This window comes from Paenibacillus sp. Negev47, assembly GCF_058313655.1.
Genome location: NZ_CM177754.1, coordinates 1,726,900 through 1,741,603 on the forward strand (window position 1 = coordinate 1,726,900; position 14,704 = coordinate 1,741,603).

At 47.7% G+C, this 14,704-nt stretch carries 13 protein-coding genes and 1 other annotated feature (1 of these 14 cut by a window edge); of the genes, 11 read left to right on the forward strand and 2 right to left on the reverse strand.

Features of this window, described 5'->3' with window-relative positions; genetic code table 11:
- Nucleotides 1-266, forward strand: a binding site (T-box leader) (it extends 3 nt beyond the left edge of the window).
- 74 nt (nt 267-340) lie between these two features.
- On the forward strand, nt 341-2,785 hold the full coding sequence (leuS, locus tag AC4G47_RS07940; RefSeq protein ID WP_491105658.1) for a leucine--tRNA ligase: 2,445 nt from the start codon (nt 341-343) through the stop codon (nt 2,783-2,785).
- Here leuS and comER read toward each other — a convergent pair.
- Nucleotides 2,766-3,611 (reverse strand): late competence protein ComER, encoded by an 846-nt coding sequence (gene comER, locus AC4G47_RS07945; protein ID WP_491105659.1) that lies wholly within the window; start codon nt 3,609-3,611, stop codon nt 2,766-2,768. The two genes, leuS and comER, sit on opposite strands and share 20 nt — an antisense overlap.
- Before the next feature lie 186 nt (nt 3,612-3,797).
- Between comER and AC4G47_RS07950 the strand changes: the two genes are divergently transcribed.
- The 3 genes from AC4G47_RS07950 (at nt 3,798) to AC4G47_RS07960 (ending at nt 7,967) form a co-directional block, all read left to right on the forward strand.
- Entirely contained in the window at nt 3,798-4,433 is a 636-nt protein-coding gene (locus AC4G47_RS07950; RefSeq protein WP_491105660.1) for a ComEA family DNA-binding protein, read from the forward strand.
- Between the two features lie 39 nt (nt 4,434-4,472).
- Nucleotides 4,473-4,991: a deoxycytidylate deaminase gene (locus AC4G47_RS07955; protein WP_491105661.1), complete on the forward strand. Its 519-nt coding sequence runs from the start codon at nt 4,473-4,475 to the stop codon at nt 4,989-4,991.
- 102 nt (nt 4,992-5,093) lie between these two features.
- Nucleotides 5,094-7,967, forward strand: a complete 2,874-nt coding sequence (locus tag AC4G47_RS07960; protein ID WP_491105662.1) for a ComEC/Rec2 family competence protein — start codon at nt 5,094-5,096, stop codon at nt 7,965-7,967.
- A 136-nt stretch (nt 7,968-8,103) separates the two neighbouring features.
- Here the strand turns inward: AC4G47_RS07960 and AC4G47_RS07965 are convergent, their stop codons facing one another.
- On the reverse strand, nt 8,104-8,592 hold the full coding sequence (locus tag AC4G47_RS07965) for a pyridoxamine 5'-phosphate oxidase family protein (protein WP_145323335.1): 489 nt from the start codon (nt 8,590-8,592) through the stop codon (nt 8,104-8,106).
- A 164-nt stretch (nt 8,593-8,756) separates the two neighbouring features.
- On the opposite strand from AC4G47_RS07965, the gene AC4G47_RS07970 reads away from it, so the two are divergent.
- The 7 genes from AC4G47_RS07970 to AC4G47_RS08000 all read left to right on the forward strand — a co-directional run bounded on the left by AC4G47_RS07970 (nt 8,757) and on the right by AC4G47_RS08000 (nt 14,703).
- Nucleotides 8,757-9,296, forward strand: a complete 540-nt coding sequence (locus AC4G47_RS07970; protein WP_458123493.1) for a glycerol-3-phosphate responsive antiterminator — start codon at nt 8,757-8,759, stop codon at nt 9,294-9,296.
- A 140-nt stretch (nt 9,297-9,436) separates the two neighbouring features.
- On the forward strand, nt 9,437-10,150 hold the full coding sequence (locus AC4G47_RS07975; protein WP_458123492.1) for a glycerophosphodiester phosphodiesterase: 714 nt from the start codon (nt 9,437-9,439) through the stop codon (nt 10,148-10,150).
- A gap of 18 nt (nt 10,151-10,168) precedes the next feature.
- Nucleotides 10,169-11,002 carry an HAD-IIA family hydrolase gene (locus AC4G47_RS07980; RefSeq protein WP_491105663.1) on the forward strand — a complete coding sequence of 278 codons (834 nt, stop codon included), beginning with the start codon at nt 10,169-10,171 and terminating at the stop codon, nt 11,000-11,002.
- 39 nt (nt 11,003-11,041) lie between these two features.
- Complete coding sequence (locus AC4G47_RS07985; protein ID WP_491105664.1) at nt 11,042-11,878, forward strand: metallophosphoesterase family protein; 837 nt, start codon at nt 11,042-11,044, stop codon at nt 11,876-11,878.
- A 23-nt stretch (nt 11,879-11,901) separates the two neighbouring features.
- Nucleotides 11,902-12,990: an ABC transporter ATP-binding protein gene (locus AC4G47_RS07990; RefSeq protein ID WP_458123489.1), complete on the forward strand. Its 1,089-nt coding sequence runs from the start codon at nt 11,902-11,904 to the stop codon at nt 12,988-12,990.
- The gene (locus AC4G47_RS07995) at nt 12,987-13,859 is read left to right on the forward strand and encodes a carbohydrate ABC transporter permease (protein ID WP_491105665.1); all 873 of its coding nucleotides are present in this window, start codon (nt 12,987-12,989) and stop codon (nt 13,857-13,859) included. The genes AC4G47_RS07990 and AC4G47_RS07995 overlap by 4 nt, the downstream gene beginning before the upstream one ends.
- Nucleotides 13,860-13,878: 19 nt before the next feature.
- Entirely contained in the window at nt 13,879-14,703 is an 825-nt protein-coding gene (locus tag AC4G47_RS08000) for a carbohydrate ABC transporter permease (protein ID WP_458123487.1), read from the forward strand.
- The last annotated feature ends 1 nt before the right edge of the window (nt 14,704 follow it).

Consider the following 14,704-nt stretch of genomic DNA (forward strand, 5'->3'; position numbering starts at 1 on the left):
ATTTCGATGATAAGGATCAGTAGTAATTCCTGTACATAACAGAGAGCCGGCGGTTGGTGCAAGCCGGTTGACAGTGATTTGCGAACTCGCCTTGGAGAAATGCGGTGATTACACCATTCTGTTTAACCTACTTGTAAAAGCTTGGGCTCAGGAATGGAAATCCGCATCGGTTAACCGCCGTTACAGGTCCAAAGGGAGTGGATGACGAAGCACGTTCGTCCGCTAACTAGGGTGGTACCACGGGAATTCAACCTCTCGTCCCTAGCGCTGCAAACGCTACGGGATGCTGAGGTTTTTTTGTTGCAATTAAAATGCGAATAACCTGAAGGAGGAACAATAGATGAGTGAGAATAACCAGCCGAAACACGGCTATCAGCCACAAGTCATGGAAAAAAGTTGGCAGCAATACTGGGATGCAAATAAAACGTTTAAAACGGGTGAGGACCCTGCTAAACCGAAATTTTATGCACTGGATATGTTCCCTTATCCATCCGGTTCAGGTCTGCACGTAGGCCACCCGGAAGGATACACGGCAACGGATATCGTATCACGTTACAAGCGTATGCGCGGTTACAATGTATTGCACCCAATGGGTTGGGACGCTTTCGGACTGCCTGCTGAGCAGCATGCACTGGATACAGGTGAACATCCACGGCATATTACATTCCGCAATATTGATAATTTCCGTCGTCAGATCAAATCGCTCGGGTTCTCTTACGACTGGGATCGTGAGATCAGCACAACGGACCCTGAATACTATAAATGGACGCAATGGATCTTTATCCAGCTGTACAATAAAGGCCTCGCTTATGTGGATGAAGTGGCAGTTAACTGGTGTGAAGCACTTGGAACGGTACTGGCTAATGAAGAGGTTATTGATGGCAAGAGTGAACGTGGTGGACATCCGGTTGTACGCAAACCGATGCGCCAGTGGGTCCTGAGAATTACCGAGTATGCGGAGCGTTTGTTGGAAGACCTGGAAGAGCTGGATTGGTCTGAAAGCATCAAGGATATGCAGCGTAACTGGATCGGTAAATCGACAGGTGCAGAAGTTGTTTTTGCCATTGAAGGTCACGAAGAAGTTATCAAGGTGTTCACAACCCGTGCAGACACATTGTTCGGTGCGAGCTTCGCGGTTCTTGCTCCGGAACATGAACTGGTAGAAGCAATTACGACCGATGAACAACGTGAAGCTATTCAGGCTTATCAGGAGCAGGCTTCTCGTAAGAGTGATCTGGAACGTACCGACTTGGCCAAAGATAAAACGGGTGTATTCACAGGAACCTATGCCATTAACCCGGTTAATGGTGCAAAACTGCCAATCTGGATTGCCGATTATGTCCTTGCTGGTTACGGTACAGGTGCAGTTATGGCCGTTCCAGGTCATGATGCACGTGACTGGGAATTTGCCAAGCAGTTCGGTCTGGATATCATCGAGGTTATTCAAGGTGGAGACGTTACACAAGAGGCGTATTCTGGTGATGGCGCGCATGTAAATTCTGACTTCCTGAACGGACTGAACAATGAAGAAGCGGTTGCCAAGATGATTGCTTGGCTGGAAGAGAACGGCAAAGGACAAGGCAAAGTAACCTATCGTCTGCGCGATTGGCTGTTCAGCCGTCAGCGTTACTGGGGTGAGCCAATCCCAATCCTGCATCTGGAAGACGGAACGATGAAGACCGTACCGGAGGATCAACTTCCACTGCTGCTGCCTGATATCGACCAGATCAAACCTTCGGGTACTGGAGAATCACCACTGGCGAATGTTACGGAGTGGGTGAATACGGTAGATCCGGAAACGGGAATGAAGGCACGTCGTGAGACTAACACTATGCCACAATGGGCGGGAAGCTGCTGGTATTACCTGCGCTTTATCGATCCGCACAATGACAAGGAACTGATCTCCAAGGAGAAGCAGCAACAGTGGCTGCCAGTTGATCTGTACATTGGCGGAGCAGAGCACGCCGTGCTTCACTTGCTGTACGCTCGTTTCTGGCACAAAGTGCTGTATGATCTGGGTGTTGTGGATACCAAAGAGCCTTTCCATAAACTCGTGAATCAAGGTATGATCCTGGGTACGAATAATGAGAAAATGAGTAAATCCCGTGGTAATGTCATTAACCCGGATGAAATCGTTAATGAATTCGGTGCAGATACTTTGCGTCTGTATGAAATGTTCATGGGACCATTGGAAGCAACAAAACCGTGGAATGCTAACGGGGTTGAAGGCATGCACCGCTTCCTGTCACGTGTATGGCGTCTCTTCATCAATGAAGACACAGGAGCCATCAATGACAAGATTACGGTGGACGGTGGAACAGACGAGTTCAAGCGGACGGCTCACAAAACGATCAAAAAAGTTACGGAAGATCTGGAGCATCTGCGTTTCAACACATCCATCAGCCAGCTGATGATCTTCATCAACGATGCATACAAAGCCGATACACTGCCTCGTGAAGCGATGGAGAACTTTGTGCAGCTGTTGTCACCACTGGCACCGCATATGGCAGAGGAACTGTGGAGCCGTTTGGGTCATGAAGGTGGAATCTCTTACGTGGCTTGGCCTGAATATGATGAGTCCATGACAGTGGATGCGGAAGTAGAAATCGTTGTTCAGGTAAACGGTAAAATCGTAACACGTGCTACAATCGCGAAGGATCTGGATGCACAGGGTATGCAGGACTTTACGATGGAGCTGGCACCTGTTAAGCAGGCGCTGGAAGGCAAGACCATTCGCAAGGTCATTGCCGTTCCAGGCAAACTCGTTAATATTGTTGCCGGTTAATCTCACCGGCTCGGAATAGTTCATCCAGCTTTAACAAATCTTCATCATACTTGTCATGCGTTGTGTGGATCAGGCTGTCGAAAACGCCGTCGAGGCTAACCTTCAGCAGTGCAAGTGCCTGAGCGGTTATACCGCCAGGTACAGCGACACGAGCCTGAAGTTCTTGCGGCGTGTAACCTCCTTCGGTGAGCAGCTTGCCTGTTCCCAGGAGCATTTCGCCAGCCAGAGCACAGGCATCTGCCCTTTTGATGTCTGTCAGCTTCACTGCACTTTCGATCCACTGTTCCAAGAAGAACGATATGAATGCTGGTCCGCAGCTGGAGAAGTCGGATGTAATTCGTGTACAGGCTTCATCCACTTGGTACGGCCTGCCTATATGACTGAGCAGACTTTCTAACACAACACGGTCTTCACTGGTCATTCGTTCACCGTGTATGCACAGGGACGCTCCGCTGCCGACCTGGTGTGTGACGCTGGGAATAACCTTGGAGACTTTGCAAGGAAGTGAAGATTCCAGATGGCGCAGCTGCACGGGACTGGTGATCGAGACAATTATATGATTGGGATTCACGACAGGCAGGATGTCTTCAATGACATGTTTGAATTCAAGCGGTTTCACGCACAGGAAGATGATATTGCTTCGGATCACCGTTTCCCGATTACTCTGGGATTCATGCAGACCAGGGTAACGGAGGGATAACTGACGTACTTTGGACGGGGTTCGATTGCTGGCGGCGATCTGCCGGGGCTCGAGTGCACCCGATTGGATCAGGGCATAGATCAGCAGGCTGCCCATGCTGCCGGTTCCGATAAATCCAACCTTCATTGTTTCAGGCCTCCTTTCATGCTTTACGGTACTGGCGCAGTTCATTCCCTCTATATCTATGCGTGAGGACCTGTTTCACATGACATGAAAAATGCACAACTTGTTTCATCAGGAAAGTTCAACGGTTCGGAAGCACCGCCCGTATTCGAAATGAATGATTTTGAATTCAGGGAGAGGTGTGGAAGAATGAGATGGAATAAAGGAATGACCATCGCTGCAGCGGTGGTTGGAAGTATACTCATATTATGGTCGGGCAAAAGTGAACAACCACCTAGTGGCTGGGAACCCTTGCAGCTCGGCACCGAGAAGCCGACGATAGAGCAGGAACTCCCTGCTGTACAGTCGGCTACTTCGGTTCAGGGCAATACAGGAGCATCTTCGGGAACGGATGCAAGTGGGATGCAGACTGGGAAGGATGCACAGGCAGGAGAATCTAAAGAGCTTTCGAACGCAGGAGTTGAAGGTGATTCTGTATTTCAAACTACAAACCAGACGAATGATAATGCAACGGATGCCTCTGGTTTGACTGAACCGATTGTACCAAGTACGAATTCGAATCCTTCAGTTAACTCCGAGACGGCTTCAAACAGTAATCCATCTGTAGTTCGTGAGGAACCTGGAGACAATGGCAAGATTGATGTGAATACTGCACCTGTCTCCAAGCTTACAGAGCTTCCCGGAATCGGGGAGAAGAAAGCTCAGGCCATAGTGGACTATCGGAATGCACATGGTCCTTTTGCGAAAGTGAGTGATTTGACGAAGGTCAAAGGAATCGGCATGAAGATGCTGGAGAAGATGGCACCGTATGTGCAGATCCGGTAATATTAGAATAAAATTTGTATTGAGCGGGAGGAAAGCAGCATGAGTACAGAGGTACGCAAGGACTGGGATACGTATTTTATGGACATCGCATATATGGTCTCAACCCGTTCCCGCTGTTCGCGTCGTCATGTGGGTGCCGTGCTTGTTCAGGGGAAGAAACTGCTGGGAACAGCCTATAATGGTGCACCCACGGGCGTCCCGGATTGTTCTGAAGCAGGTTGCATGATATCGGAAGAATATGAGTTAGTCGTGACCGATGGGCAAGAAGAAATGGTCAAAAAGCAACGCTGCATTCGCACAATCCACGCGGAGCAAAATTTGCTTTTATTCACAGACCGAATTGACCGCGAAGGCTCGTCCGTGTATGTGACCGACGAACCTTGCTGGACATGTGCCAATATGCTGGCGAATAGCGGGATTACAGAGATCGTATTTCATCGCCCTTATCCTAAAGATACCGGCAAGGTTACGAATATGATGCAACAGAAGGGCATAACGTTTCGCAGGTTGGAGAATTACCAGCCTCCGCGGGAAACGATGATGACCGTGAGCAACTAATACGAATATGGTCTAATATGCGAGGGAGAACCTCCGGCAAGCCTGAATCGGCTTTCCGGGGGTTTTTCTGCGTTCAATGGGTGAAATGAAGGAGGGGAAGGAATGAAAGGCAGACCGTTACTAAGTTTTACGATTTGCTGGTTATGCGGGAGCGGGATGGCATGCGCATTAACAGGCTGGGCTTTGATCTGGGGGTTCATTGGAGCGCTGGCATGTCTGCCACTTCTACTTCGTTTTCTGGATGTGCGTGGATGGTCTGTTTTATTCTTACTCGCTGCCTTTATTGGAGGTGCTGCATATTGGGAGTGGAATGACACACGCAATCACAGCAGTCTGCCGGAGACCATGCACATCGCTGTTGATGCGCTGGACGGTTGGCCAGCCGAAATTCAGGGTGAGCTAGTGTCAGATGTACGCATTGATGGAGACCGGGCTGACTTTAAGATACAGATGTCTTCAATATTACCCATATCGAATTCATCAACAGATGCAGATCTGGCAACATTATCTGGATTCAAAATAGATGAACAATTGATGGTGCAAGTCAGATTGGCGGAGGAAGAAGAACAGCAGGTAGCGGCAGGTTGGAAGAGGGGCGATTCAATCACGCTTAATGGTTCTTTTGCCCTTCCTGGTGAAGCCAGGAACTTTGGCGGGTTTGATTATCGCAGCTATTTGCGAACCCTGCACATCCACTGGTTGTTCAAAGTGAAGGGAGCCAGTTCAGTAACAGCAGCTCCCCCTGAAGGGGTTGGACAATTTAACGTACTACGGTGGACGGATTGGACGAGGCATACGTTGGGTTCAGCGGTCGAACGGTTATTCCCCGAGCCTCATGCAGGGTATATGAAGGGTCTGATTATCGGAATGGCTAATGATATCGATCCAGGTACCTATGGTCAGTTTTCACAACTGGGTCTAACGCATATCTTGGCAATCTCCGGAACTCATGTCGCTGTATATGTAGCTTCTCTTCTCCTTATTCTATCCTGGCTAAGGCTTACCAGAGAGACGGCACTCACGGTTGTTCTGATACTGGTACCAGCTTATGTTTTGTTGTCCGGTGGTTCACCTTCAGTGATTCGGGCAGGGATTATGTCCATGATTGGGTTGTATATGGCTCGTCGTGGTCTTGCCAGAGACGGCCTTCAGATGATTAGTGCAGCTGCGCTACTGATGATGTGGTGGGATCCGTACTTTTTGCTAAGCGTTAGCTTTCAATTATCTTTTCTCGTGACCGCAGGTTTGATGATCTATATGCCTTTGATTAACCGACTGTTCAGCAGTTTGCCGAAATCTCTGGCTGCAACAGCATCCGTTGCGGTGACAGCTCAACTGATTTCGTTTCCGGTAACCATCCTGTATTTCAATCAGTTCTCATTGCTCTCATTTGTGGCTAACTTTCTGCTTGTTTCTTTGATTAGTACCATTGTATTACCTCTGGGGACGGTCGCCATGCTGTTGTCTTTCATATGGGTTCCCTTGGCGAACCCCCTTGCATGGGTTGCAATTCAACTGAATCAGCTGACATTTACAAGCGTAGAGTGGATGAACAGCCTGCCGGGTTTTGTACTGATCTGGGCTACGCCTTCCCTGTTGTGGATTGCTGCGTATTACGCCGTGTTGTATGCTCTTTTGTATCTACTTCATCAGGGCAACGGTACACAGCAAGAAACAGTGGTTACTGAGGAGGATACGGCTCCTCTTGTCATGCGACAGCCTTCTGTTGCAATGGGGAATGTGGGTATTCGCTCTTCGATGTCTACCGGGGAACAGTATCAAGGTAAGAACCGTCTAGATAGAAAAGAAACTTCATTAACAACTTTAGGAGCCAGTATCGCATGGCCGGAGTATACGAGTGCATTTACTGCACGAGGTGCAGGTTATTATGCGCATCAACGAATGAGTAAAGTTCAACGATGGTTGTGCGGCTTGCTCGCGATCAGCTTTGTTGCTGGATTGTGGTGGGCATACCAGACTCCGAAGCCTGCTGGAACCGGCATTGTGCAATTCTTGGACATTGGTCAGGGAGACAGCACGTTGATTACAACGCCAGAAGGCAAACATATTTTGGTGGATGGCGGAGGCACGGTGAGCTTTGGGAACACCGAACAATCATGGAAAACAAGGCGTGATCCTTATGAAGTGGGAGCTAAGGTCGTTGTTCCTCTATTGAAAAAGAGAGGCATCCATCAACTTGACGCTGTAATTGTAACGCATGCTGACCAGGATCATGCTGGAGGACTACAGGCTGTGCTGGAACAGATTCCGGTTAAACGATTCATGTTTAATGGCACAACCAGTGGTAAGGAAAACTTTGATAAATTACTGAACACAGCCATGGAACGGAAGATTCCACTTTACGCCATCCAGCAGGGCATGTCTTATAAGGCTGACAAGGAGACGGTTTTACATTTTATAGCTCCAGACCTGGAACACATGGTAGCAGAAGCATCTGGCAGTTTGCCTGTGTCTGAACATCAGAATCATGATTCCGTTGTCTTTTTGCTGGACATGGCTGGGACATCCATGTTGTTCACTGGGGATATGGATGCAGCGGCCGAACAGGACCTGCTCTATACGATTCAAGATGGCTCGCTCGCTGAAGCGTTTGAACAGAGAGGTGCAGATCTTGGAGTTACAGAGGGCGTTGTACAAAGGGTACTTACACGCCCGTTGCAGGTTAATTCAAATAATGTTTCATCAGCATCTGTCTCTATTGACGTGTTAAAGGTCGCACATCATGGTAGTAAAACGTCGTCCACCGAAGCCTGGCTTCAATACTGGAACGCCAAAACCGCGGTCATATCTGCGGGTGTTAACAACACATATGGTCATCCCAACTCAGGAGTGATGGAACGTCTGGAAGCTACCGGGTCAGAGATCTATCGAACAGATCAGATGGGTGAGGTCCAGATGAGAGTGAGAGATGGGAAGATTGATATTCGGTACAAGTTGGTTGACAAGGAGGGATGAGTTTTGGCTGGCCTAAATCGTTTTTCTGAATGCCTTTGACTATTATGGATTGATATCCTGTATAAGATCGAATTCAAAGTGCCCATCACCTATAGCATGATGGGCACTTCTTCTTTAGGAAATTTCTTTACCGTATCTAATTGAATTCGACGATCTGATTGATATCTGTTCCTTCAGTATTTTTGCCCAGTAGTCGACGGAACAAGAACTTGGCCATCTTGAACTTGTTGCCGGTATCCCAATACTCGGCAGTTTCGGCTTTGACCTTGATGAGAACGAGGTTCGGATCATCATACGTGGTTTCTAGTACGTTCTCGTAGACCGGGCTCCAAAATTCCTTTATCTTCTCAGAGCTTTCCACGAGTTCGGCTTCGCCACGGATGGAGACGAAAGATTTACCCGCATATGCGATGTTAACTTGCTGGTTGTGAAGCAGTTCATGAAATTTGCTCGTATCTTTCTTGGTCAGGAACCACAGGTTGCTGTCGAACTCGACATCCTGGGTTTTCATTGGGCGTGAAACTAGCCCTTCTTCTGATACCGTTGTAAGCATCGCAACGTCGATGTCTTTGATCAATTCCTGAATTTTCTCGATTGCTTCTTGGTGATCTGAAGTTGGATTCATCGTGTGATTCATCCTTTCGATGTGTAGTATTATCACTATTTCCCTCGCTAGGCTTCGCCAAACCTGAGGGCTTAAGTTAATACCCCGTTTACATGGCGGTGATACCAAACGAATATTAAAGCTTTATCATTTAAGATGACAAACGAGGGAATGAGGACTAAATCATGAAGAATTATCCCATCATCGCCTCCATTACGGTAGACGAGCAAATTTCTCAAGCTATAGCAAGCGATGTGAAGAGAGTTATTCTGATGACAGGCAACATCACCAATCTTGGTTCAATCATAGACAGTCTGCATCAAGGCGGCAAACAGGCTTACGTGCATACCGAGATGGTCTCCGGGATTGGACGAGATGCCTCCGCCATTCAATATCTTGCTGATGTGTTTAAAGTCGATGGGATCGTGACGACGAAGAGCAATGCGGTTTCAGCGGCAAAGCAAGCAGGCATATTAAGCATTCAGCGCATATTTGCCATTGATTCAGCTGCAATTGAGACTGCAGTTCGGATGATTAAGAGCTATAAGCCTGATGAGGTTGAATTGATGCCGGGACTTATGCCCCGAGTTATCCAAGAACTGAAAGAACGCATCACGCAGCCGTTGATTGTTGGAGGACTTATCCGGCATGAGGAAGAAATTCAGGAAGCATTAAAGAGCGGGGCAGATTTTGTTTCGATAGGCCATGAGAAATTCTGGACTTAATTTCATACATTTATCCTTGGGTGGAGACGACGAGAAAACCCGGTGGTAAGTAAATCGATAGAACCTTGATGTTGAAGGAGGGTGATTTGCTGCTGGGTTTTTTGTGTTGTCCATAAAATACAACGGGAGGTAACTTTAGCATGACCATTCAAGCAGTTGCTCATCGCGGATACCCAAAGAAATATCCTGAAAATACGATGTCTTCCTTTTTAAAAGCGGTGGAGCTTGGGTTCACACATCTTGAACTGGATGTACATCTCAGCAAGGATGGAATCCCGGTTGTCATTCATGATCATACGCTTGACCGCATGACAAATGGGACGGGCAGGGTAGCCGATTATACAGCTTCGGAGCTGCAATCTTTTAAAATAAAGCAAGATGAGCATATTCCAACCCTTGAAGAGGTGCTGCGTGCTTTAAAGGGTAAGATTGGGCTTAACATTGAGCTTAAGCAAATGGGTAACTATTACCCTCAGCTGGAGGAAAAGGTACTTGAAGTTATCAAAGAATTCAACCTGCTGAATCAGGTAGTCATTACGTCATTTGATTTTGATGCCTTGGAGAAGATCAGGCAATTATCTAGCGATGTACGCATCGGTCTTATTACTTTTGGGTGTTCGAAGGCTATTCTTGACTGGTCGTTAGAGATGGGGGCGACATTCTTGTCCATGCACCATGCCTTCGTGACCGAAGATTACATTCATCGATGTCAAGAGCTAGGAATTCAACTGATGGCTTGGACAATAAATGAGACTTCCATAATGGAGAAATTTCAGGAATATCCGTCCGTATGGGTCTGTACAGATGAGCTCGAATGCTTCATGAATGTATTGGAGTTGTCCAGCTCAGTGTGAGTGGGCAGGGTTAAGGTCATGGAGGATTTGTATGCTTACGATGCGTATTGCTTCGATTTAGACGGGACGATTTATGTCGGCCAGATGATGCTCCCTGGCGTAAATAACTTAATTAGTGGCTTGCGATCACGAGGCAAGCGTCTCTTGTTCCTTACGAATACTCCCGTTCATACCAGGGAGGATTGCTACAAGCGGCTGCTGAATTTGGGTGTTTCGTGCCAGCTTGATGAAATTCTGACCGCAGGCTACGTGTCAGGAATGTATTTTACAGAGCATGCCCCGGACGCCAAGGTGCTGGTTGTCGGTGAGGAGGCTTTGCAGAGAGAACTTCGTGCAATCGGGATAGTCATTACCGAAGATCCGTATCGATCAACGCATGTGTTAGTTGGCATGGATCGGCAGTTTCATTACGATAAGCTTCATTTAGCGGCAAAAGCAGTTCGTCATGGGGCGGTTCTGCTCGCAACGAATCCGGACAACTGCTGTCCTGTGCCAGGAGATATCATTCCGGACACTGGAGCCATTCTAAGCTCGATCGAGGCAGCTAGCCAGCAGAAAGCATCGGTCGTGATTGGCAAGCCTTCCCGCTATTATGCAGAGAAGGCGCTCGAGCTTTTGGATGTGGATAGCAGCAGATGCCTCATGATAGGTGATCGGCTGGAAACGGATATTTTATTTGGGCAGCAGAATGGAATGAAGACTGCGCTCGTGCTTACGGGTATCTCCTCAAGAGAGGATATCGGAAAGACCGGTATCATTCCGAATTATATATGGCCTTCCTTCAACGAATGCATCATGGAGCAGGATGACCATTTAAAGCCTTCAGATGTGTTGCAGGTGGAGAGAGCTTGAGCAGCAAGGTGTCCAAAATAAAGATGGAGGTGGCGTTTAATGCGTCTGGCGTTACTAGGTGATTTTCACTATTCAAGTATGAGTCACGGGACCGAGGAAATGAAGGCTGCGAGAGTCCGGGCATACGAGCATATGCTCGAGGCTTTTCTGAAGGAAGAGGCGGACGTTCATATCTCTATTGGCGATTTAACGCATGAAGGAACGGCTCAGGAACTTCGATCGATTTACTCCATTCTTGCAAGAAGTGAACGGAACTTTATTCATGTACTGGGCAATCATGATACCTATTCGATACCAAAGCATGAAATTTCCACGCTAACAGGTCAGGATCGCTATCGAACGATTGACACGCCTCATGCCAAGCTGGTTTTTCTGGATACTACCCAGGAAATGAACCGTGAAGATTGGGGAGGAGAACTGGACGGAGAGCAACTGGCATGGCTCAAAGACCAGCTTGCCGATTCGCATAAGAAGCAAGTACTCCTCTTCGGGCATCATCCGGTATTCGATACAACTGCGCGTTCGACGCTCGATAAGCTGTATGTCCGTCCGGAGGATGAACTGAAGAGCATATTCAATAGTCAGCCAGAAGGAGGCATCTATTTTTGCGGGCATAATCACATAAACTCCATCGTTAAGCAAGGAAAATGGCATTACGTACAGACCGCAGCTTGTCTCGATGTACCCGCCTACCGCGTTATTGAAGTTCACGAGGGAAAAGTAGCGATAACTCACCGGCTTATACAGGGTGCCGGTCTCATCGACGATATTCAGAGCTTTTGTAGTGATATGCCGGGCTTTGGACCTGTCGCTGATGCATTGGGAGAAGAAAGCGACCTTGTCTTATCCATTCAATTAGCATCGGCCGCTCAGTAATGTAAAGAGAAGGAGGGAATGTCATGGCACAAATTGTGTTGAAGCAGATTGAAAAAAGCTTCAAGCAGGATAAAGTCATCGAGGGTCTCGATCTGACCATTGAGGATGGTTCCTTTACCGTATTGGTAGGCCCGTCCGGCTGTGGAAAATCGACGACACTCCGCATGATCGCAGGACTTGATAAGGAGTCGGGCGGTGAAATTTGGATCGGAGACCATTCTGTCAATGGATTGGAGCCGGGCAAGCGCAATGTCGCCATGGTATTTCAAAACTATGCATTATATCCAATGATGACGGTCAAGGAGAACATCGAATTCGGATTAGTGAATCGCAAGGTTCCCCGGCCCGAGCGAGAGCGGCTCGTTAAGGAGATCACCGAGGTCGTCGGCCTAGCCGAGTATTTGCACAAGAAGCCGCAGGCTCTGTCCGGAGGTCAGCGTCAGCGGGTTGCCTTGGCTCGGGCCATGGTGAAGAAACCCGCAGTCTTCCTGATGGACGAACCATTGTCCAATTTGGATGCCAAGCTTCGCCATCAGATGCGAACGGAGCTAATCCAGCTTCACAAACGACTAGGCGCAACCTTTGTCTTTGTTACGCATGACCAGGTTGAGGCCATGTCCATGGGAGATCGTATCGTCATCATGAATAAAGGGCGTATTCAACAAGCAGATCGTCCAATGAAAATCTACGATGATCCGGATAATGTTTTTACAGCCCAGTTTATCGGTACACCGCCGATGAATGTAATTAATCGTGAACGTATCCTGCCTTATTTGAATGGGCAGCTTCATGACGACATTGGGCAGATTGGCTTTCGACCAGAGAAAGCAACGATGACACTTGAGAATAGACCGCAGACGGGACATGTTCAATTCACGGCCCAGATCATGACACGCGAGACTCTAGGTGCAGAAATTATCTATCAACTGGATTCGGCGCTTGGACCTGTTGCCGTGAAGAGCTTTTTGAAGCCTTTGGAGTCAGCCTCCGAGGTAAACATCACGGTCTCTATGCAGGATCTGTACTATTTTGATCGGAACGGAGTCCGTGCTCGTCAGCATGAGCGGTCTGAAGCTAGAGAGCTCATTGTCCTGGGAGGGAAATCTTCATGACCGTTTGGTCCAGATTCCGTCCTTATGTGATGGTGGCTCCTTCCATCGTGGTGTTCTCCATTTTTTTCATTTATCCGATCTTCTATATGATCTTCCTAAGCTTTTATAACTGGGATTTCATTAATCCGGTTAAGGAGTTCGTGGGCTTCAACAACTTTGTTGAGTTATTTAAGGATAGTGCATTTCTTCAGGTGCTGAGCAATTCCTTGAACTATACGCTTCTTTCCGTATCCTTATCCATTGTGATTTCGCTACTGCTAGCCATATGGCTGAATCGGGAAGGAGCATGGTATGGGTTTGTTCAGGGTGCACTATTTAGTCCACATATTGTTTCGCTTGTATCTGTATCCCTGGTGTGGATGTGGCTAATGGATCCCAAATTCGGTTTGCTTAACGGTTTGTTGGATATGGTTGGCTTGCCCAGGCTGGAATGGCTGAGTAGTCCCGACAGTTCATTACTGTCGCTAGTACTTGTTTCGGTCTGGAAAGGCGTGGGCTACAACGCTCTCATCTTCATCGCTGGTCTCCAAAGCATTCCGAAGGATGTGTATGAAGCCACAGCTCTGGACGAGGCCAATTGGTGGCGGAAGTTCTACAAAATTACGCTGCCCATGCTTTCGCCGACTCTGTTTTTCTTAATTATCATTAATCTGATCAGTTCATTCCAGGTGTTTGAGACCATTGCCATTATGACCAACGGGGGGCCGATCAATTCAACTAACACGCTCGTCTTTTACATCTACGAGTACGGATTCCGCTACTTCAAGATCGGTTACGCTTCTGCAGCGGGAGTTATATTGCTCGTTGTCGTCGGTTTGCTTACGTTAATCTACTTCAAGTTGCTGAGCCGCAAGGTTCACTACCAATAGAAAGGAGAAGGGAAATGTCATGGCAAGGAAGCCAGTGCTGCGTATCCTGAATGTTACTGCCACGGTCGTATTGGTTGCGATTTTTGCTATCCCTTTTCTATGGATGATTTCAACATCATTGAAGTCTTACCCGGAGACAGTGATCTTTCCACCCAAATGGATTCCCTCCAAGGTGATGTGGAGCAACTTCCAAGCGGCGTGGGAATCGGGGCCTTTTTTGAAATATCTAATGAATAGCGTTGTTGTATCGGTCAGTATACTCCTTCTTCAATTTACAACCATTATATTGGCTGCCTATGCGTTTGCAAGGTACTCCTTCAAAGGAGACAAGCTGTTATTCGGGATAACGATGGTGACCTTGATGATTCCTGGTCAGCTTATTTTCCTGCCTGTGTATTTGTTGCTCAGCAAGTGGGGACTCATTAACAATTTGTTGGCACTTATTCTTCCTTTCTCTTCCAGTGCCTTTGGCATATTCATGCTCCGGCAGTCATTCAAGCAAGTACAGGAAGAGCTCATTGAAGCGGCACGGCTTGACCAAACACCGGAATGGAAGATCATTCTCAAAATTATGGTGCCCATGGCACGGCCAACGCTGGTGACCTTTGCATTGTTCAGCTTCATTGCACACTGGAATGATTATTTCTGGCCGCTCGTAATGACGACCTCCGATGCAGCAAGAACGCTTCCGATTGGGATCTCTAAGCTGCGCGAGGTCGACGGAGGAGCCGCCTGGCACATTTTGATGGCTGGAAACATGATTTTGGTCGTTCCGATTCTGATTGTTTTCTTATTTGGACAACGGCAAATTATTAAAGCATTTGTCTATTCGGGTGTGAAGTAAT